This is a genomic window from Streptomyces sp. NPDC060194, assembly GCF_042728285.1.
Taxonomy (GTDB): domain Bacteria; phylum Actinomycetota; class Actinomycetes; order Streptomycetales; family Streptomycetaceae; genus Streptomyces.
The window spans coordinates 1-18,895 of the sequence record NZ_JBHWZH010000118.1; the positions used below are offsets into that span (position 1 = coordinate 1).

The 18,895-nt window shown below is 74.0% G+C and carries 16 protein-coding genes; 11 read left to right on the forward strand and 5 right to left on the reverse strand.

Going from position 1 to position 18,895, the window contains the following annotated elements; translation table 11 throughout:
• The first annotated feature begins 177 nt into the window (after positions 1 to 177).
• From ACFWEG_RS22375 to ACFWEG_RS22385, 3 genes are all read left to right on the forward strand, one after another.
• Complete coding sequence (locus ACFWEG_RS22375; protein WP_387217932.1) at positions 178 to 825, forward strand: GntR family transcriptional regulator; 648 nt, start codon at positions 178 to 180, stop codon at positions 823 to 825.
• A gap of 237 nt (positions 826 to 1,062) precedes the next feature.
• Positions 1,063 to 3,756 (forward strand): pyruvate dehydrogenase (acetyl-transferring), homodimeric type, encoded by a 2,694-nt coding sequence (gene aceE, locus ACFWEG_RS22380; RefSeq protein WP_387217934.1) that lies wholly within the window; start codon positions 1,063 to 1,065, stop codon positions 3,754 to 3,756.
• Positions 3,757 to 3,828: 72 nt separating this feature from the next.
• Positions 3,829 to 4,797, forward strand: coding sequence for a helix-turn-helix transcriptional regulator (locus tag ACFWEG_RS22385; protein WP_387217937.1), 969 nt, complete (start codon positions 3,829 to 3,831; stop codon positions 4,795 to 4,797).
• Here ACFWEG_RS22385 and ACFWEG_RS22390 read toward each other — a convergent pair.
• The gene (locus tag ACFWEG_RS22390; protein WP_387217940.1) at positions 4,794 to 6,818 is read right to left on the reverse strand and encodes a hypothetical protein; all 2,025 of its coding nucleotides are present in this window, start codon (positions 6,816 to 6,818) and stop codon (positions 4,794 to 4,796) included. The two genes, ACFWEG_RS22385 and ACFWEG_RS22390, sit on opposite strands and share 4 nt — an antisense overlap.
• A gap of 157 nt (positions 6,819 to 6,975) precedes the next feature.
• On the opposite strand from ACFWEG_RS22390, the gene ACFWEG_RS22395 reads away from it, so the two are divergent.
• Positions 6,976 to 7,494, forward strand: a complete 519-nt coding sequence (locus tag ACFWEG_RS22395; RefSeq protein WP_387217942.1) for a DUF4240 domain-containing protein — start codon at positions 6,976 to 6,978, stop codon at positions 7,492 to 7,494.
• A gap of 119 nt (positions 7,495 to 7,613) precedes the next feature.
• On the opposite strand, the gene ACFWEG_RS22400 is transcribed toward ACFWEG_RS22395, so the two are convergent.
• Positions 7,614 to 8,102, reverse strand: a complete 489-nt coding sequence (locus tag ACFWEG_RS22400) for a GNAT family N-acetyltransferase (protein ID WP_387217944.1) — start codon at positions 8,100 to 8,102, stop codon at positions 7,614 to 7,616.
• Positions 8,103 to 8,140: 38 nt separating this feature from the next.
• On the opposite strand from ACFWEG_RS22400, the gene ACFWEG_RS22405 reads away from it, so the two are divergent.
• Complete coding sequence (locus tag ACFWEG_RS22405) at positions 8,141 to 9,031, forward strand: TIGR01777 family oxidoreductase (protein ID WP_387217946.1); 891 nt, start codon at positions 8,141 to 8,143, stop codon at positions 9,029 to 9,031.
• A gap of 205 nt (positions 9,032 to 9,236) precedes the next feature.
• The gene (locus tag ACFWEG_RS22410; protein ID WP_387217949.1) at positions 9,237 to 10,559 is read left to right on the forward strand and encodes an FAD-dependent oxidoreductase; all 1,323 of its coding nucleotides are present in this window, start codon (positions 9,237 to 9,239) and stop codon (positions 10,557 to 10,559) included.
• Between the two features lie 251 nt (positions 10,560 to 10,810).
• Here ACFWEG_RS22410 and ACFWEG_RS22415 read toward each other — a convergent pair whose 3' ends face one another.
• Positions 10,811 to 12,304 carry a regulator gene (locus ACFWEG_RS22415; RefSeq protein WP_387217951.1) on the reverse strand — a complete coding sequence of 498 codons (1,494 nt, stop codon included), beginning with the start codon at positions 12,302 to 12,304 and terminating at the stop codon, positions 10,811 to 10,813.
• 260 nt (positions 12,305 to 12,564) lie between these two features.
• Here ACFWEG_RS22415 and lipB point away from each other — a divergent pair, with 260 nt between their 5' ends.
• The 4 genes from lipB to ACFWEG_RS22435 all read left to right on the forward strand — a co-directional run bounded on the left by lipB (position 12,565) and on the right by ACFWEG_RS22435 (position 15,877).
• Positions 12,565 to 13,371: a lipoyl(octanoyl) transferase LipB gene (gene lipB / locus ACFWEG_RS22420; RefSeq protein ID WP_387217954.1), complete on the forward strand. Its 807-nt coding sequence runs from the start codon at positions 12,565 to 12,567 to the stop codon at positions 13,369 to 13,371.
• A gap of 141 nt (positions 13,372 to 13,512) precedes the next feature.
• The gene (gene lipA, locus ACFWEG_RS22425; protein ID WP_387217956.1) at positions 13,513 to 14,478 is read left to right on the forward strand and encodes a lipoyl synthase; all 966 of its coding nucleotides are present in this window, start codon (positions 13,513 to 13,515) and stop codon (positions 14,476 to 14,478) included.
• A 332-nt stretch (positions 14,479 to 14,810) separates the two neighbouring features.
• Complete coding sequence (locus tag ACFWEG_RS22430; RefSeq protein WP_387217958.1) at positions 14,811 to 15,056, forward strand: hypothetical protein; 246 nt, start codon at positions 14,811 to 14,813, stop codon at positions 15,054 to 15,056.
• 113 nt (positions 15,057 to 15,169) lie between these two features.
• Positions 15,170 to 15,877, forward strand: coding sequence for a DUF4191 domain-containing protein (locus ACFWEG_RS22435; protein ID WP_387217961.1), 708 nt, complete (start codon positions 15,170 to 15,172; stop codon positions 15,875 to 15,877).
• Positions 15,878 to 15,936: 59 nt separating this feature from the next.
• Here ACFWEG_RS22435 and ACFWEG_RS22440 read toward each other — a convergent pair whose 3' ends face one another.
• Together ACFWEG_RS22440 and ACFWEG_RS22445 are read right to left on the reverse strand one after the other, a co-directional pair.
• The gene (locus ACFWEG_RS22440) at positions 15,937 to 16,659 is read right to left on the reverse strand and encodes a hypothetical protein (RefSeq protein ID WP_387217962.1); all 723 of its coding nucleotides are present in this window, start codon (positions 16,657 to 16,659) and stop codon (positions 15,937 to 15,939) included.
• Positions 16,660 to 16,756: 97 nt separating this feature from the next.
• Complete coding sequence (locus ACFWEG_RS22445) at positions 16,757 to 17,224, reverse strand: RDD family protein (protein WP_387217965.1); 468 nt, start codon at positions 17,222 to 17,224, stop codon at positions 16,757 to 16,759.
• A gap of 222 nt (positions 17,225 to 17,446) precedes the next feature.
• Here ACFWEG_RS22445 and glnA point away from each other — a divergent pair, with 222 nt between their 5' ends.
• Positions 17,447 to 18,856, forward strand: a complete 1,410-nt coding sequence (gene glnA, locus ACFWEG_RS22450) for a type I glutamate--ammonia ligase (RefSeq protein WP_387217968.1) — start codon at positions 17,447 to 17,449, stop codon at positions 18,854 to 18,856.
• The last annotated feature ends 39 nt before the right edge of the window (positions 18,857 to 18,895 follow it).

The following is an 18,895-nucleotide window of genomic DNA, read 5'->3' on the forward strand; positions in this document are numbered from 1 at the left end:
GACGCACCCCGTCCGGGCGGGGCCCTCGCCGTTGCCGTCCTGACCACCGGGTTCCGTGTAGTGAGCGTCACCCGCGCCGAGTCGTCGCGGGGCGGGTCCGGGCCGGGCGGCGGCCGTATTGTCTAGTCCGTCGACGCCCGGCCGCCCGGACGCAACGTCCTCTCGAAGGAGCCCGCCATGACCGCGCCCGTCATCCACTCGCTGCGCGAGCAGATCCGCGAGCACATCGTGGACGGGATCGTGAGCGGGCGCTGGAAGCCCGGCGAGCGGATCGTGGAGCGGCGGATCGCGGTGGAGCTGGAGGTCAGCCAGACGCCGGTGCGCGAGGCGCTGCGGGAGCTGGAGAGCCTGCGGCTGATCGAGTCCGCGCCGAACAAGGGCGTGCGGGTGCGGGACCTGAGCGCGGCGGACCTCGACGAGATCTACCCCGTGCGGGCGGGTCTGGAGCAGATCGCGGCGGAGCTCGCGGCCGAGCGGCTGGCGGCCGACGTGAGCGCCCTGGAGCCGTCCGTGGCCGCCCTGTACGAGGCGGACCGGGCCGGGGACTCCGAGGCGCAGGTGCGGCACACGGTGGCGTTCCACCGCGAGCTGGTGCGGGCGGCGGGGAACGCGGTGCTGCTGCACACCTGGGAGGGCCTGGGCATCGAGGTGTTCACGGCGCTGTCGATCCGCTGGCTGGGGACGGTGCAGCAGTCGTACGCCGAGGAGCACGAGGCGCTGGTGGAGGCGTTCCGGCGCCGTGACCCGCGGATCGGGGAGCTGGTGAAGAACCACGTGCTCGGCTGCGCGCCGGCTCCGGAGGAGGACGGGGCGGCGACGGGCTGACCTGCGCGGGGAACCGTTTCGTACCGATGTAAGTCGGCACCGCGTGCCTTTTCCGGGGGCACGCCGTGCCGACTTTCGTCGTTCGAGCGGATTTTCGCCCTCGACCTTTGATCGATCATCGATCACGGGTTTACAGTTCCTGACGGGCTGCACCCAGCCTCTTCGGCTCCTGTCCTGCCAGACACCAGCCACCGCAGCACTCCCCACCCCCTCCCAGCAGTCCGGAAGGCGGCCACCGTGACCGACCCCGCAGGCATTTCCCCGAGCGAGCTCGACCAGCTCCCGGACCGTGACACCGAGGAGACCGCCGAATGGGCGGCCTCCCTGGACGCCGTCACGAAAGCGGCCGGTCCGCACCGCGCCGCCTACCTGATGCGCCGCACCCTCCAGCACGCCGACAGCACGGGCCTGGCCCTGCCGAAGATGCTGGAGACGGACTACGTCAACACCATCCCCACCTCCGCCGAGCCCGCCCACGAGGGCGACCTCGCCCTGGAGCAGCGGATCACCGCCTGGAACCGCTGGAACGCGGCCGCGATGGTCACCCGCTCCTCGAAGTACGGCGTCGGCGGCCACATCGCGACCTTCGCGTCCGCGGCCTGGCTGTACGAGACGGGCTTCAACCACTTCTTCCGCGGCAAGGACGCGGCGGACGCCCCCGGCTCCGGCGACCAGCTCTTCATCCAGGGCCACGCCTCCCCCGGCGTCTACGCCCGCGCCTTCCTCGACGGCCGGCTCACCGAGACCGACCTCGACCACTTCCGGCGCGAGGCCGGCGGCAAGGGCCTGCCCTCCTACCCGCACCCGCGCCGGCTGCCCTGGCTGTGGGAGTTCCCGACCGTCTCCATGGGCCTCGGCCCGCTCTCGGCGATCTACCAGGCCCGCTTCAACCGGTACCTCACCAACCGGAAGATCAAGGACGTCTCCGCCTCGCACGTGTGGGCCTTCCTCGGCGACGGCGAGATGGACGAGCCGGAGTCGACGGCCGCCCTCGCCCTGGCCGCGCGTGAGGGTCTGGACAACCTGACCTTCGTCGTCAACTGCAACCTCCAGCGCCTCGACGGCCCGGTCCGCGCGAACTTCAAGATCGTGCAGGAGCTGGAGGCCCAGTTCCGCGGCGCCGGCTGGAACGTCGTGAAGTCGCTGTGGGGCACCGCCTGGGACGAGCTGCTGCAGCTCGACACCGACGGCGCGCTGGTCCGCCGGCTGCGCGAGGTGCCGGACGCGCAGGTGCAGACGTACCAGACCCGGGACGCGGCCTACATCCGCGAGGACTTCTTCGGCAAGGACCCGAAGCTGGCCGCGATGGGCGCGCTGCTCTCCGACGACAAGATCGTCGAGTGCTTCCAGCTGTCGCGCGGCGGCCACGAGCCGCGGAAGGTGTTCGCCGCGTACAAGGCGGCGCTCGCGCACAAGGGCGCGCCGACCGTGATCCTGGCGCAGACCGTCAAGGGCCACACGCTCGGCACCGGCTTCGCGTCGAAGAACGCGAACCACCAGATGAAGAAGCTCACCGTCGACGAGTTCAAGGGCATGCGGGACCTGCTCGAACTCCCCATCCCCGACAGCGCGTTCGTCGACGGCGTGGTCCCCTACGGCCACCCCGGCGCCGACTCCCCCGAGGTCCGCTACCTCCAGGAGCGCCGCGCGGCCCTCGGCGGCCCCGCGCCCGCCCGCCGCACGCACGCCGTGCCGGCCCTGCCGATGCCCGCGGACAAGTCGTTCGCCGCGTTCGACAAGGGATCGGGCTCGCAGTCGGTCGCGACGACGATGGCCTTCGTCCGCCTGGTGAAGGACCTCGTCCGCGACAAGCAGAGCGGGAAGCGCTGGGTGCCGATCGTCCCCGACGAGGCGCGCACCTTCGGCATGGAGTCGCTGTTCCCGTCGCTCGGCATCTACTCGCCGAAGGGCCAGACGTACGAGCCGGTCGACCGCGACCAGCTGATGTACTACAAGGAGGCCGTGGACGGGCAGATCCTCAACGAGGGGATCACCGAGGCCGGGTCCATGGCCGACTTCATCGCCGCGTCGACCGCGTACTCCACGCACGGCGAGACGATGATCCCGTTCTACATCTTCTACTCGATGTTCGGCTGGCAGCGGACCGCCGACCAGATGTGGCAGCTCGCCGACCAGCTCGGCAAGGGCTTCCTCGTCGGCGCGACGGCCGGGCGCACGACCCTCACGGGTGAGGGCCTGCAGCACGCCGACGGGCACTCCCCCGTCATCGCCGCGACGAACCCGGCGGCGCTGACGTACGACCCGGCGTTCGCGTACGAGGTCGCGGCGATCGTCAAGGACGGGTTGCGGCGGATGTACGGAGACCAGCCGGAAGACGTCTTCTACTACCTCACCGTCTACAACGAGCCGATGCCGCAGCCCGCGAAGCCGGCCGGGGTCGACGAGGGCATCGTCAAGGGGCTCTACCGGTTCAACACGGCGGAGTCGGCGGGGCTGACGGTACGGGCCAACGCGCCGCGGCTGCAGCTGATGTCCTCGGGCACGGCGATCCACTGGGCGCTCGACGCGCAGCGGAAGCTCGCCGAGGAGTGGGGGGTCGCGGCCGACGTGTGGTCCGCGACGTCGTGGACCGAGCTGCGGCGCGACGCGCTGGAGGCGGACGCGGCGCTGCTGCGGGGCGAGGAGCGCACGCCGTACATCCAGCAGGCGCTGATCGGGGCGGAGGGGCCGGTGCTCGCCGTCACCGACTACATGCGGCAGCTGCCCGACCAGATCGCCCAGTGGGTGCGGCAGGACTACTCCTCGCTCGGCGCGGACGGCTTCGGCCTCTCCGACACCCGCGAGGCCGCCCGCCGCCACTTCGGGGTCGACGCGGAGTCGATCGTCGTCGCGGCGCTCGCCCAGCTGGCGCGGCGGGGTGAGGTCGCCGTCACCGCGGTGAAGGAGGCGCGCGAGCGCTACGGCCTGTAAGCAGCCACTCGGAGGCCCGCCGGACGTCCTCGGACGACCGGCGGGCCTCGGTGTGTCCGGCAGAATGCCCCCATGCGTGCCGCGCGACTCATCCGGATGGTGCTGCTGCTCCAGGCGCGGGCGTCGATGTCCGCCGCCGAGCTCGCGCGCGAGCTGGAGGTGTCGGAGCGGACGGTGACGCGGGACGCGCAGGCGCTGGCGGACGCGGGGATCCCGGTGCGGGCGGAGCGGGGGCGGTACGGCGGGTACCGGCTGGTGGGCGGGTACCGGACCCGGCTGACGGGTCTGGCGCGCGGCGAGGCGGAGGCGCTGTTCCTGTCGGGGGTGCCGGGCGCGCTGCGGGAGATGGGGCTCGAGGACGCCGCGTCGGCGGCCCGCCTGAAGGTGTCCGCCGCCCTGCTGCCCTCGCTCCGGGACGCCGAGCAGCTCGCGGCCCAGCGCTTCCACCTGGACGCCCCCGGCTGGTACCAGGCCCCCGAACCCCCGCCCCTGCTGCCGCCGGTCGCGGAGGCGGTGTGGGACGACCGCACGGTGGCCGTCCGCTACGCCTGCCGGGACCGCGAGGTGACCCGCGAGCTGGAACCGTACGGCCTGGTCCTGAAGGCGGGCACCTGGTACCTGTGCGCGCGGCCGCGCGAGGAGGGCGGGGCGCACCGGGTCTACCGGGTGGACCGGTTCACCGCCGTGGAGCCCGGCGAACGCTTCACGCGGGACCCGGAGTTCGACCTGCCGGTGTTCTGGGACGCGCGCGCGGCGGAGTTCGCGCGGTCGATCCTGCGCGCGGAGGTCACCGTGCGGCTGACGGAGGCGGGCGCGGCGCGGCTGCCGTACGTCACCGACCGGGAGGCCGCGCGGGAGGCGCTGGCGCGGGCGGACGGGCCGGTCGTCACGCTGCCGGTGGAGTCGCAGGACGTGGCGTACACCCAGCTGCTCCAGCTCGGCCCGGACGTGGAGGTGCTCGCCCCCGCCGCTCTGCGCGAACGGTTCGCGCGGGCGGCGGAGGCGCTGCGGGCCCTGTACGGGAGCGGCTCCGCGGGCTAGCGGAGCGCGTTCAGCGTCCCGCCGTCCTTCAGCCGCCCCTTCAGCTCGGCGCGGGCCCCCTTCGGCGCCCGCACGGCGAGCGTGCTGCCGCTGCTCTCGGCCTTCACGCCGCCGCTGGAGACGATGCCGTTCACATGCCGGCTGCCGGCGGCGATCAGGTACCAGTCACCGGAGCCCGCCTGCCAGGACGCGCCCGCGAGCACGTGCTGGCCGAAGCGGCTGCACGCGGCGGTGTCCTCGTCGCGGGCGACGAGCGCGCCGGGCGCGGCGGGGCGGTCGGCGGGCGTCTGGAGCTGCACGAGCACCTTGCCGGGCCCCTGCCAGGTGTCGGCGCGCGTGCAGACCCAGGACGCGGTGCCGGCGCTCTCGGGCAGGTCCTGGCGGGCGTACTCCCAGTTGTTGACGGCCCTGACGCCGTCGCCGCGCAGGGTGTCGAGGTAGCAGGCGCTGCGCGCCCAGCTGGCGAGCGCGGCCTCGCTGAGCGCCTCGCGCGGCTGCCGGGCGCGGGCCGCCGCACCGGACTCGCCGGGTGCGGGGGCGGGGGTGTAGGTGAGGTGGACGGCGGCGATGTCGCCGAGGTCGGTGACGAGGAACGCGTGCTTCTCGACGATCTTCTGCGAGGACCGCAGCTGCAGCACCGGCCAGGTGGCGCAGGACGCCCCGGAGCCGGGCCGGGGCACGGGCGCGGAGACCCCGTCGGAGCCGACGTCGACGGGCGTGGCGGGCGCGTCCGGCCTCAGCAGGTCGCGGCTGCCGGTCTCGGCGACCCACGGGGCGAGCAGATAGCGGGCGTTGCCGTCGGTCCGGGTGAGGACGAGGGCCGCGGCCGTGGTCACCCCGGCGTCGTCGGTGCGGGCGAAGTCCAGGACGGGCGGCCCGCCCCCCTCCAGCGGCTCGGCGTACCGCACGGCCCGCTGCCCGTCGTGGAGCAGGACGACGGCGGTCCCGTCGACGTCGCCGGCGTAGAGCAGCCGGGGCGGGACGGCGGGCGGCACGGTCGGGGTGCTGGGGGTGGAGGTGATCCGCACGGACTTGGCCGGGTTCGCCCAGACCTGGAGCGCGCGGCCGAGGAGCCCGGTGTCCTCGCGCCGGTCCCCGCGGGCCGGCCAGGCGGTGAAGTCGACCCGCGAGGTGTCCGCCCAGCGCTCGCCGGGCGCGCGCACGAGCAGCGACGGGTCGATGGCCTTGGCCCGTACGCCGTCCTCCGCGGGCCCGGTGGCCGCCGCGCGCGGGACGCCGTCGCCCTCGTCGCCGTCACCGAACACGACGGGGACGGCGACCGTCGCGGCGACGAGGACGGCGGCGGCGGCGGCCGCGGCCCGCGTCCGGTGGCGGCGGCGGATCAGGTCGGTCGGGCGGGTGTGGACGGAGGTGGGGTCGAACTCGTCGGACGCGAGCAGGCCGGCCCCCTCCGCACCGGCGGCGTCGGCCCGGTCCAGGCGCACCGACGCGCGGACGGCGGCCCCGGCGTCCGGCCAGCGGGCGGCGGTGAGCAGGGCGCGGGTCTCGGCCTCGGTGAGCCCGTCGAGGCGGCGCAGCGCGAAGGCGGCGCGGGCGCCGGCGTCGACGCCGGACAGGGCCTGCTCCAGGGCGAGTTCGTCGGCGCCGCCGGAGCGCGGGAAGAGCCGCAGCCCGTACACGGCCGGCAGGGTGGGGCGCAGGGCGCGCGGGGCGGGCAGCCCGCCGGGCCACCAGCCGGGCCGGTGGTCGTAGGCGAGCGCGGCGCGCAGCACCTCCTCGCGGACGAGCACGTAGCCCGGGCCGCCCTGGCCGCCGCGCTGGGCGGGCACCCGGTGCCTGCCCCTCGCCGGGGCGGCGGCCCGGGTCGCCCTGCTGGGCAGCGCCCGCTGCACCACGGCGTGCGCCGCGAGCACGCGCCGATGTCGGCCGAGACCCGGTGGAAGCGTGATGTAGGCGAGCCGCACCAGCCGGGCGTAGTGCTCGATCAGGGCGGCCTCGGCCTCCTCCACGGCCACCCGGGTCCCGGGGGATTCGGCGATGCGCTGGTCTTCGGTTCGCATGGGGGGCTCAAACCCTTCACGAGGTCGGGTAACGGTTCGTTCCACCCTCCAAACGAGTGAATCGTGCGACAGTCACGCGAGGCCGTCCCCGCGCGCCCCGCTGAAGCGGGCCCTCCGCGTGGCGCGCGGCGGGCGCAGCGACCATGCTGGAGCGGTGATGGACGAGACGGAGTTCTGGGAGATCGTCGACAGCACCCGCGAGGCGGCGGACGGCGACCCCGAGGACCACGCGGACCTGCTGGTCGACCGGCTGCTGCTGCTCGACCCCGACTCCGTGCTCGACTTCGCCCGCCACTTCTCCGTCCGCTACCACCGGGCCTACGCCTGGGACGTGATGGCCGCCGCGGCGGTCCTGCTCGGCGCGAGCGACAAGGACTCCTTCGACTACTTCCGGTGCTGGCTGATCGGCCGGGGCCGGGAGGTCTTCGAGAGCGCGCTCCACGAGGCGGACACCCTCGCCGACCTCCTCGACGACTTCGACGACGATCTCGACGGGGACGCGGAGGAGCTCGGCTACGCGGCGGACGAGGCGTACGAGCAGCTCACCGGGGCGCCCGCGCCGGTCCCGGCGGGGGTGGACCGCTCGGGGAAGCCCTCGGGAACGCCGCTCGACCTGGACGACGACGGGGCGCTCGCGGAGCGGCTGCCGCGGCTCTGGGAGCGGTTCGGGGGCTGAGGGGGTCTACGGGGGGTGTGCGCGGGTGCCGCGCGGCTCGACGCGGGGCGGGTGGTGCGCGGCCGATGAGTCGGGGCGCGGATGGCGCGCAACGGACGGCGCGCCCTTCTCGTCCGCCGTCAGAGCCGACGGCCCATCAGCACGTCGTCGACGTACGCCCCCTCCAGCAGGAACTCCTCCGGCAGCAGCCCCTCCGTCACGAACCCCTCCGACGCGTAGAGGGTCCGCGCGGGGGTGTTGTGGCCGAGCACCCGCAGGGTGATCCGGCGGGCACCCTCCGCCCGCGCCTTGACGCAGACCGCCCGCAGCAGCGCCCGCCCCACCCCGCGCCCGCGCGCGGAGTCCGCGACGGCGAGCCCCTGGATCTGCCGCACGTGCCGGTTACAGGCCAGCGGCGAGGCGAACCCCAGCCGGACGTACCCGGCGATGCTCCCGCCGACCTCGGCCACCAGGTAGTCCTCCGGCGGGTGGCCCGCGTCGAAGAAGGGCGGGAGCGGCGGCTCGGCCCGCGGGACCACGGCGTGCAGCGGGGACCACGTCGCGTGGTCGAGGACGGCGAGCCGCCCCGCGTCCTCGGATCGGGCGGCGCGTATGCGGAGGTCGGTCATGGGGACACTCTGCCAGCCGGTTCTGCCACTGTAGGGGCATGAGGATCGCGATCGCCGGCTCGTCCGGCCTCATCGGCAAGGCCCTGTCCCGCCGTCTGACCGCCGACGGGCACGAGGTGATCCGCCTGGTGCGGCGTCCGCCCCGGTCCGGCGACGAGGTGGAGTGGGACCCGAAGCGGCAGTTCGTCGACGCGAACGGCCTCGCGGGCTGCGAGGCGGTGGTGAACATGGCCGGCGCGGGCGTCGGCGACCACCGGTGGACGGACGACTACAAGCGCGAGATCCGCGACAGCCGGGTGCTGGGCACGGCCGCCCTGGCCGAGGCGGTCCTCAGCCTGGACACCCCGCCGCGCGTCTTCCTCAACAGCAGCGCGATCGGCTACTACGGCGACACCGGCGACCGCGCCGTCGACGAGACCGCCCCGCCCGGCGACGGGTTCCTGCCGTCGGTGTGCGTCGAGTGGGAAGCCGCGGCGGAGCCGGTCGAGGAGGCCGGCATCCGTACGGTCCTCGCCCGCACCGGGCTCGTGGTGGCCCGCGAGGGCGGCGCCTGGGGACGGCTCTTCCCGCTCTTCAAGGCCGGTCTCGGCGGGCGGCTCGGCGACGGGCGGCAGTACTGGAGCCACATCGCCCTGCACGACCACGTCGCCGCACTGTGCCACATCCTGGACACGCCCGCCCTCGCCGGGCCGGTCAACCTCACCGCCCCCGAACCGCGCACCAACCGGGACGTCACCGCGGCCATGGGCCGGGTGCTGCGCCGCCCGACGCTCTTCGCCGCGCCCGCGCCCGCGATCCGGGTGGCGCTCGGGGAGTTCGCCGACGACGTACTGGGCAGCCAGCGGGTGGTCCCGGCCCGGCTGCTCGAGTCGGGGTTCACGTTCGCGTTCCCCGGCATCGAGGACGCGATCCGGGCCGCGCTGGACTGAGGCCCCCGGTACGGGAGTTGCGGCTGCTCCTTCCTGGCGGCGCCCCGCCCGGGGGCGTGCGACCGGCGTGCGTCCGTGCCCGTGCGCCGCACCCCTGGGCGCGGGCCGCTTCCCGTCCTACGGTCACCACGTCGGCGCGAATCCCGCGGCCCGGTCCGGGGCACGTCCCCCGAGACGGCGGCCGCGCAACCCCGGGGAGGGGCACGTGTTCCCATCCGTGCAACATGCGGACGTAGTCGTCGTCGGGGCCGGACTCGCGGGCCTCGCGGCCGCGCACCGGCTGGCCAGGGCGGGTGTCCGCGTCCTGGTCCTGGAGGCGGGGCCGGAGGTCGGCGGCCGGACGGTCACCGAGGAGAGGGACGGCTTCCGGCTCGACCGGGTCGGCCCGCTGGCCGCCCAGGTCTCCTCCGCGGCGGCCGGCACGCCCGGCCTGGCGGGCCTCGCCCTGCGGTCCTTCGCCCCCGGCGCCCTCGTCCACGGCGACGGCCGGCTCCTGCGGATCGGCGTCCCGGACCGGCAGGGGCGCACGAGGGGCGCATTCACCGCGGCGCGCGCCCTCACCGCGCGGGCGGCGCCGGCGGGCGGGGCGCTCGACCAGGCCCGGCTCGGGGCGGCCCTCGGCCGGCTCGCGGACCTCTCCGTCGAGGAGGTGCTCGCCCGACCCGAACTCCCCGCGTATCGCACCCTGTCGGAGCGCGGACTGCCCGCCCGGACCGTCCAGGGCGTGCTGCGCCCGCTGCTCACCGCGCTGCTGAGCGACCCCGCGCTGACCACGTCGAGCCGCTGCGCGGACCTCGTGCTGCGGGAGTTCGCGCGGGGCGCGCTCCGCGTCCCGCAGGGCGGGGCGGGGGCGCTGTCCCGGCTGCTCGCCGCGGGGCTGCCGGCGGGGACGGTGAGGACCGGGGTCAAGGTGACCTCGCTGTCGACGACCTCGGTCACCACCGCCGACCACGGCGTGCTCCGGTGCCGCTCGGTGCTGCTCGCCACGGGGGCCCGCAGTGCGGCGGAGCTGCTGCCGGGGCTGCGGGTGCCGGCGTTCCTCCCGGTCACGCTCTTCCACCACGCCGCGCCCGAACCGCCGCTCGGCGAGGCGTCGTTCGTGCTGCCCGGGGAAGGGCGCGGGCCGGTCGCGTACAGCGCGGTGATGAGCCGGGTCGATCCGTCGCGGGCGCCGGGAGGGGGCGTGCTGGTGACGTCGGTGGCGCTCGGGCCCGTCCCGCCCGCGGAGCGGGAGGTACGGGCGCAACTGGGGCGGCTGTACGGGGTGGCGACGGCGCGGTGGGAGCGGCTGGCCGTCCACCACGACCCGGAGGCCGTCCCGGCCATGCCGGCCCCGCACGACCCGCGCCGCGCCGTCCGCGTCCTCGCCGGCCTCTACGTCTGCGGCGACCACCGCGACGTCAGCACCCTGGAGGGCGCACTCGGCTCCGGCCACCGGGCGGCCAGGGCGGTCCTGCGGGATCTGGGCGTCCGGGACGCCTTGGCCGAGGACGGCGCGGAGCGCGGGGAGACGGCGAAGGCGGCGTGAGAGCGGTGAGCTCGGTGGAGAGCACCGCTCCCTGACGAGAGCGGCGCTCTCGGTTCGGAAGCGGCGCTCTCCGGCGAGAGCGGCGCTCTCCGTCCAGAGCGGCACTCTCCCTCCAGAGCGGCACTCTCCCTCCAGAGCGGCACTCTCCCTCCAGAGCGGCGCTCTCCGTCCAGAGCGGCGCTCCCTCGCAAGAGCAGCGCTCTCGGTCCGGAGCGCCGCTCCCGGACGTGAGCGCCGCTCTCCCCGCCCCCTCACACCTGCAGGGCCGACACGCGGTCCCGGTACGTCCGGGCCGGGGCCGCGTCGCGGTAGGGCTCAAGGCGGCGCTCGAAGTCGCGCACGTACTCCACCGCCCGCGCCGACCGTATCTCCGCGGCCTCCTTCGCCGCCTCGGCCCCGTGCGCGCACGCCTGGTCCAGCTCGCCGAGCCCGAGCCGGGCCGTCGCGAGCACCACCCGGCAGAACAGCCGGCTGCGCGCGAACGCCGGCGACCGCAGCTGGAGCGATCGCTCGGCGTACTGCGCCGCCGCCCGGTACTCCTTCAGGTCCCGGTGGCAGTGCGCGAACTCGTCGGCGAGCTGCGCCTCGTCGAAGAAGCGCGCCCAGTACGGCACCTCCTCCCCCGGCCGGGCCGAGTCCAGCGCCCGCTGCGCCCGCGCCAGCGCCCCCGTACAGGCGCGCACCTCGCCGAGCACGCCGTGCGCCCGCGCCTCCGCCGCGTGCAGCAGCGCCTGCACCACCGGCGGCGCGGTCGTCCCCACCCCCTGCTGCGCCACCCGCGCCAGCTGCACCGCCTCCCGCCCGTGCCCGAGGTGCACCGCCTGCCGGCTCATCGTGACCAGCACGTACGCCCCGTACACCCGGTCCCCCGCCGCCTGCGACAGCCGCAGCGACTGGACGAAGTACCGCTGGGCGAGCCCGTGCGCGGCGATGTCGTACGAGGTCCAGCCCGCGAGCCGGGTGAGGTCGGCGACGGCCCCGAAGAGCCGGCGGCCGGTGGTCTCGCCGTAGACGCCGCGCAGCATCGGCTCGGCCTCGTGCTCCAGGTAGCGGACGAGGGCCTGCCGGGCGTGCCCGCCGCCGTAGGCGTTGTCGAGCGCGCGGAACAGCTCGCCGACGTGGCGCAGCGCGGCGACGTCGCCCGCCGTGACGCGCTGGCCGGCCGTGCGCTCGGTCGGGCGCCGGGCGGGCAGCGGCACGAGCCCGGACAGGCCCACCGCCCCGAGGCCCGAGCGCGGCGCCGCCGGGCCGTGCTGCGCGGGGACCCGGGGCCCGCCCGGCGGCGGCTCGCCGTGGCCGACCCGGTCGTCGGGCCGGCCGATCAGCCAGTCCCGGCTGGGGACGACGAGCCCCGCCGGGGTGAAGGCGATCTTCCGCAGCTCGGCGTGGCTGCCGGAGTCCTTGCGCCACAGCCCGCTGACGATGTCCACCGCCTCCGCGGGCCCGGCGGCGAACTCGAGGCCCGCGTAGACCGGCGCGCACGCGTCGAGGCCGAGGTCGAGGGCGGTGAGCCGGCGGCCGAGCCGGCGGGTGAAGACCTCCGCGATCAGCGCCGGCGTCGTCCCCCGGGGCTGCTGGCCGCGGAGCCAGCGGGTGACGGACGTCTTGTCGTAGCGCAGGTCGAGGCCGTGCTCCAGACCGAGCTGATCGACCCGGCGGGCGAGTCCCGCGTTCGAGAAGCCGGCCTCGGTGATGAGCGCGGCGAGCTGGCGGTTCGGCATCCGCCGCGGGGGTCGTTCCGACATCGGCTCTGCGATCTCCTGCCTGCGCGGACCGGGCGCGGCCCAGGCGTCACCGGGGGCTGCCCCGGTCGAACGGCGCGAATTTAGCGGCAGAATCTCCCGTCCTCACCACTTTCGCGTCGCGTTCATCCGATCGGATGACGATCGGCCGACGGACTGACCCAGATCACCGTTTCGCGCGCGAGTCGTACAGTGGCTGGGGCGCGACGTCGTGCATACGGGCACGGAAGGAGCGCGCCGGTGACGTCGAGGGAGTCTGCGCCGTGAGCGAGATGCGGTTGGTCCATCTGGGGTTCGGCGCGGATGCCGTCGAGTACCGGGAGGCCTGGGACGAGCAGCGGCGGGTCCATGCGGCCCGGTTCGCCGACGAGGTCCCCGACACCGTGCTGCTCCTGGAGCACCTCCCCGTCTACACCGCCGGCCGCCGCACCGCCGACAACGAGCGCCCGCTCGACGGGACGCCCGTCGTCGACGTCGACCGCGGCGGCAAGATCACCTGGCACGGCCCCGGCCAGCTCGTCGGCTACCCGATCCAGAAGCTGCCGCGGCCGGTCGACGTCATCGCCCACCTCCGCCGGCTGGAGGACGTGGTCATCGGCGTCTGCGAGGAGTTCGGCGTCGCGACCAGCCGCGTCGAGGGCCGCGCGGGCGTCTGGGTCCTGGGCGACCCCGTCGAGGACCGCCCGAGTCTCGGCGGCCTCTCCCTCGACTTCGACCCCCGGCTCACCGACGACGAGTTCGACCCGCGGATGAACGGCCCCCAGTACGCCCCGTCCAACGCCGGGCAGCGCCGCGAGGACCGCAAGATCTGCGCGATGGGCATCCGCGTCGCCAAGGGCGTCACCATGCACGGCTTCGCCCTCAACGTGAACCCCGACACCACCTCGTACGACAAGATCATCCCGTGCGGGATCCGGGACGCCGGCGTCACCTCGCTCAGCGACGAGCTGGGCCGGGAGGTGACCGTCGCCGAGGTGCTGCCCGTCGTCGAGCGGCACCTGAGGCGCGTCCTGGAGAACGCCGCCCTCGCGCCGCGCGAGATCGAGCCGCCGCTGGCCGCGTCCGCGTAGGACCGCGGCCCGTGCGGGGCCGGGGTTCGGGAGGTCGGGGAATGCGGCCTCCTGGCCAGAGGTTGGCCACCGGTGAGGGACTCGCAATCATCGGGCGTACCCTGGTGTACGCCGAAGAATCGAAGCTGTAGGGAGCCGGACGTGTCCGCAGTCGCACCCGACGGACGCAAGATGCTGCGCCTGGAGGTCCGGAACAGCCAGACCCCCATCGAGCGCAAGCCCGAGTGGATCAAGACCCGGGCGAAGATGGGCCCCGAGTACACGAAGATGCAGAACCTCGTGAAGAGCGAGGGCCTGCACACCGTGTGCCAGGAGGCGGGCTGTCCGAACATCTACGAGTGCTGGGAGGACCGCGAGGCCACCTTCCTCATCGGCGGCGACCAGTGCACCCGGCGCTGCGACTTCTGCCAGATCGACACCGGCAAGCCGCAGGCCCTCGACCGCGACGAGCCCCGCCGCGTCGGCGAGTCCGTCGTCACCATGGACCTGAACTACGCCACCATCACCGGCGTCGCCCGCGACGACCTCGAGGACGGCGGCGCCTGGCTGTACGCCGAGACCGTCCGCCAGATCCACCAGCAGACCGCCGAGCGCGCCGAGGGCCGTACCAAGGTCGAGCTCCTCGCCCCCGACTTCAACGCCGAGCCGCACCTGCTGCGCGAGGTCTTCGAGTCGCGCCCCGAGGTCTTCGCGCACAACGTCGAGACCGTCCCGCGCATCTTCAAGCGCATCCGCCCCGGCTTCCGCTACGAGCGCTCGCTGAAGGTCATCACCGACGCGCGCGACTTCGGCCTCGTCACCAAGTCGAACCTCATCCTCGGCATGGGCGAGACCCGCGAGGAGGTCAGCGAGGCGCTCAAGGACCTGCACGAGGCCGGCTGCGAGCTGATCACCATCACCCAGTACCTGCGGCCCTCCGCCCGGCACCACCCCGTCGAGCGCTGGGTGAAGCCGATGGAGTTCGTCGAGCTGAAGGACGAGGCCGAGCAGATCGGCTTCTCCGGCGTCATGTCGGGCCCGCTGGTGCGCTCCTCCTACCGCGCCGGACGGCTGTTCCAGATGGCGCGCGAGAAGCGCGGCGGGCTCGCCGCGTCGCAGGCGGTCTGAGCCCGCGGCGGTGACGCGTGGTGACGGCGGTACGTTCCGCCGCCGCCAGCCCGCCGGGTCGCCGCGAGGCTCGACGGGACCCCGGCGCGTGCTCATGCCGGTGTGAGTCCCGGCACAGGTCCCGGCAGGTCCACGACGCGGTTCGTACGAATCTCCCAGGTGCGGGGGGTGTACGGACCGCGTCGCTCCGTTTGCGGTGTCGTCCCGGTTTCACCGGTGTTTGACCGGCCGGTCACGCCCTGGTAACACCTCTCGGTGACGCTGGGATCACCCACCGCGTCACCGCCTGCGCGCACCCGCCGAGCGCGCCAGTCCGAGGGGGACCCACCATCATGCAGGCCGCGCCCGCCCGTGCCACCGTCCTTCCGACCGCCCCCGCGACCGTCGTCCGCGCCTCGCCGCTCCCCTCCTTCGGGGCCACCCTCCGCGCCGTCGAGTCCCTGCTGCTCGGCCCCGGCCAGCGCCAGGCCCGCCGCAACGCCTGGACGTCCGTCCTGGAGGACCGCCGCCGCGCCGAGGACCGGGTCCGGGCGCAGCACGTGATCGAGGCCGTCACCGCCCGCTCGCTCCAGGGCTGAGGGCCCCCGACCCCCGCCGGCCACCGCCTACCCCCGCCGATCAGCTCCTCGCGGGCCGGATCGGGACCCGCCCACGGCGTCAGCACGGGGTGGTGCCGCGTAAACTCGTTCGTATGGCGAGGAAGGAACAGGCAGCGAGCTCTGCCTCCGAGAACCCCGGGCGTCTCAAACAGATCGCCCTGACGTACAAGATGACCAGGAAGGCCGACCCCAGGATCGGTCTGATCCTGGCGGCCGTGTTCATCGGCGTCTTCGGTGTGCTCCTCGCGATCGGGTTCCTGATCGACTTCCCGGTCTACCTCGGGATCCTCGGCTTCCTGCTGGCCTTCCTGGCCACCGCGATCGTCTTCGGGCGCCGCGCCGAGCGGGCCGCCTTCGGTCAGATGGAGGGCCAGCCGGGCGCGGCCGCGGCCGTGCTCGACAACATCGGCCGGGGCTGGACCACCACCCCCGCGGTGGCGATGAACCGCAACCAGGACGTCGTCCACCGCGCCGTCGGCAAGGCCGGCATCGTCCTCGTCGCCGAGGGCAACCCGAACCGGGTGAAGTCGCTCCTGGCCGCGGAGAAGAAGAAGATGGCCCGCATCGTCATCGACGTCCCCGTCCACGACCTCATCGTCGGCCGCGACGAGGGCCAGGTCCCCCTCAAGAAGCTCCGCACCACCATGCTGAAGCTTCCGCGGGTGCTGTCGGGGCCCCAGGTCACGGCGACGAACGACCGCCTGAAGGCGATGGGCGACATGATGTCGCGCATGCCCATCCCGAAGGGCCCGATGCCCGGCTCCAAGGGCGCGCGCATGCCCCGCGGAAAGATGCGCTGACCCCCTCTTCGCCCTCCTCCGATGCTCCCCGCCGGCTCTCCGGCGGGGAGCATCTCGCTTTACGGCGCCAAGGCGTGCCCCACGCGTGCCAGGCGGTCGGCGGACGGCGCGAAGCCGTTGGCAGGGTTGCGGAAGGAGTACGCGCCGTCGTTGACGGTGAAGCCGTGCGGTGAGGTCGTCCAGGACGCCGGGCCGGGCGCGCCCTGGCCGTCGAGGAGCGCGATGGCGAGGGCGTCGGGATCGTCCACGGCGGTGAGGGCCCGGAGCGCGGTGGCCAGACGGGCCGCGGCCTCGGACGGGACGGCGTCGTCGCCGAGCGCCGGCAGCAGGAGGAGCAGGCGCGCGTCGGGGTCGTCCGTGCTGCCGCCGGGAGGCGTACGGTCGGCCGCCGCGACGAGCTCCGGCCAGGACAGGCCCGGCCCCATGAAGTGGCCGTCGTCGACCGCGAGCGTCTCGGCCAGGTCCCAGTCGGGATGGTGGAGCAGGTAGTCGGTCCCGTTCTCTCCCGGGAACGTGCGGTAGACCACCCAGAGCCGGTGGTCGCCGGCGAGCGGGACCAAGAACGCGGGCCACCGGGCCTCCTCCCGGATCCGCCTCTGGAGCTCGCCGGCCGCGTCGAGGTCCGCGCCGAACAGCAGCTCCGCCGCGTCCTCGCCGTGCGCGCACGAGACGAGGTGGCCGAGCCAGAAGAGGGGCTCGTGCAGGAGGTCGCCCGGATACGTGAGGGGGCCGCCCTCGTAGCCCGGGATCCGGGTCGGGAACAGGTCCGCCGGGTTCGTCACGCGACCAACATGCAGACGTCGCGCCCGAGGCGGCCGTCCGGGTCCCCGCCCTGCCGCCGTACTCGCCCAACGGCTTCGGCCGCGTCCGCCGGGACCGTCAGATGCGGATCTGGACCGCCCGCCCCAGCCGGTCGTGGAGCCCGCGGCCGTCGCGGTCCCAGATCAGGGGCGGCAGGCCGAGGCACAGGAGCGCGGTGCGGACGACGGCCCAGCCGAAGGGCAGGCGCCTACCGTCGAGGCCGATGACGCGGATGCGGAAGAGCCACTTGCCGGGCGTGGCGCCGATCGTGCCGACGGTGAGGATGCCGAGAATCAGGAAGACGAGCAGCGTCCAGTTGCTCGTCGAGGTCTGGTCACCGTCGGCGAGCAGCCCGTATGCGATGAGCAGGCACAGCCCCCAGTCCAGCAGGATCGCGCCGAAGCGCCGGCCGAGCGGCGCGATCGCGCCCGGGCCGGTCTCGGGCAGGCCGAGCCGCTCGCCCCGGTAGCCGACGTCCGCACCCATGCTCTTGAGCGCCTCGCCCGGCCCCGACAGCCACGACCCGATTGCTTCCCTGTTGTCCACCCCACCACGGTACTGCGCCGCCCCGCCGATGCCCCCACGCGGGGTCCCCGCCCTACGCGCCGCAGGTCCCCCGCACGCGTGTCCGGTTAACTTCACCGAAACAAATGGGTCATGCTTGAGAAATCCCCCGTCTCTAGGGTCGGGTCTCAGCGTGTGCCACCGCACTGGCCGCACAACCGAGCTACAACCCCGTCCAGCCCGGGCGGGAGTAGGAGGAGCTGGATGTTCCAGAACGCCGACGACGCCAAGAAGTACATCGCGGACAACGACGTCAAATTCATCGACGTACGCTTCTGCGACCTGCCGGGTGTGATGCAGCACTTCACGATCCCGGCCAAGGCGTTCGACCCGAACGAGGAGCTGGCCTTCGACGGCTCGTCGATCCGCGGCTTCCAGGCCATCCACGAGTCCGACATGGCGCTGCGCGCCGACCTGTCGACGGCGCGGGTGGACCCCTTCCGCCGCGACAAGACCGTCAACATCAACTTCTTCATCCACGACCCGATCACGGGCGAGCAGTACAGCCGCGACCCGCGCAACATCGCCAAGAAGGCCGAGGCCTACCTCGCCTCGACCGGCATCGCGGACACCGCGTACTTCGGCCCCGAGGCCGAGTTCTACGTCTTCGACAACGTCCGCTTCCAGACGTCGGCGAACGAGAGCTTCTACCACATCGACTCCGAGGCCGGCGCCTGGAACACCGGTGCGGTCGAGAACAACCGCGGCTACAAGGTCCGCTACAAGGGCGGCTACTTCCCCGCCCCGCCGGTCGACCACTTCGCCGACCTGCGCGCCGAGATCTCCCTGGAGCTGGCCAACAGCGGCCTGGAGGTCGAGCGCCAGCACCACGAGGTCGGCACCGCCGGCCAGGCCGAGATCAACTACAAGTTCAACACGCTGCTCGCCGCGGCCGACGACCTGATGCTCTTCAAGTACATCGTGAAGAACGTCGCCTGGCGCAACGGCAAGACCGCGACCTTCATGCCCAAGCCGATCTTCGGTGACAACGGCTCCGGCATGCACGTCCACCAGTCGCTGTGGCAGGGCGGCAGCCCGCTCTTCTACGACGAGCAGGGCTACGCCGGCCTCTCGGACACCGCCCGCTACTACATCGGCGGCATCCTCAAGCACGCCCCGTCGCTGCTCGCCTTCACCAACCCGACGGTGAACTCCTACCACCGCCTGGTCCCCGGCTTCGAGGCCCCGGTCAACCTGGTCTACTCGCAGCGCAACCGCTCCGCCGCGATGCGCATCCCGATCACCGGCTCGAACCCGAAGGCCAAGCGCGTCGAGTTCCGCGCGCCGGACCCGTCCTCGAACCCGTACCTCGCGTTCTCCGCGCTGCTGCTCGCGGGCCTCGACGGCGTCAAGAACAAGATCGAGCCGGCCGAGCCGATCGACAAGGACCTCTACGAGCTCGCCCCCGAGGAGCACGCGGGCGTCCCCCAGGTCCCGACCTCCCTCCCCGCCGTCCTCGACGCGCTCGAGGCCGACAACGAGTACCTGCAGGCCGGCGGCGTCTTCACCTCCGACCTCATCGAGACCTGGATCGACTACAAGCGCACCAACGAGATCGCCCCGATCCAGCTCCGCCCGCACCCCCACGAGTTCGAGCTGTACTTCGACATCTAGACCGTCGCGCACCGCAGCGTGGGCCGTCACCCCGAATCC

Bases quoted from the DNA above. Each gene is read 5' to 3' on its own strand.
- ACFWEG_RS22375 (WP_387217932.1), top strand. From the start codon at position 178: ATGACCGCGCCCGTCATCCACTCGCTGCGCGAGCAGATCCGCGAGCAC.
- ACFWEG_RS22385 (WP_387217937.1), top strand. From the start codon at position 3,829: ATGCGTGCCGCGCGACTCATCCGGATGGTGCTGCTGCTCCAGGCGCGG.
- ACFWEG_RS22390 (WP_387217940.1), bottom strand. From the start codon at position 6,818: ATGCGAACCGAAGACCAGCGCATCGCCGAATCCCCCGGGACCCGGGTG.
- ACFWEG_RS22395 (WP_387217942.1), top strand. From the start codon at position 6,976: ATGGACGAGACGGAGTTCTGGGAGATCGTCGACAGCACCCGCGAGGCG.
- ACFWEG_RS22400 (WP_387217944.1), bottom strand. From the start codon at position 8,102: ATGACCGACCTCCGCATACGCGCCGCCCGATCCGAGGACGCGGGGCGG.
- ACFWEG_RS22405 (WP_387217946.1), top strand. From the start codon at position 8,141: ATGAGGATCGCGATCGCCGGCTCGTCCGGCCTCATCGGCAAGGCCCTG.
- ACFWEG_RS22415 (WP_387217951.1), bottom strand. From the start codon at position 12,304: ATGTCGGAACGACCCCCGCGGCGGATGCCGAACCGCCAGCTCGCCGCG.
- ACFWEG_RS22430 (WP_387217958.1), top strand. From the start codon at position 14,811: ATGCAGGCCGCGCCCGCCCGTGCCACCGTCCTTCCGACCGCCCCCGCG.
- ACFWEG_RS22435 (WP_387217961.1), top strand. From the start codon at position 15,170: ATGGCGAGGAAGGAACAGGCAGCGAGCTCTGCCTCCGAGAACCCCGGG.
- glnA (WP_387217968.1), top strand. From the start codon at position 17,447: ATGTTCCAGAACGCCGACGACGCCAAGAAGTACATCGCGGACAACGAC.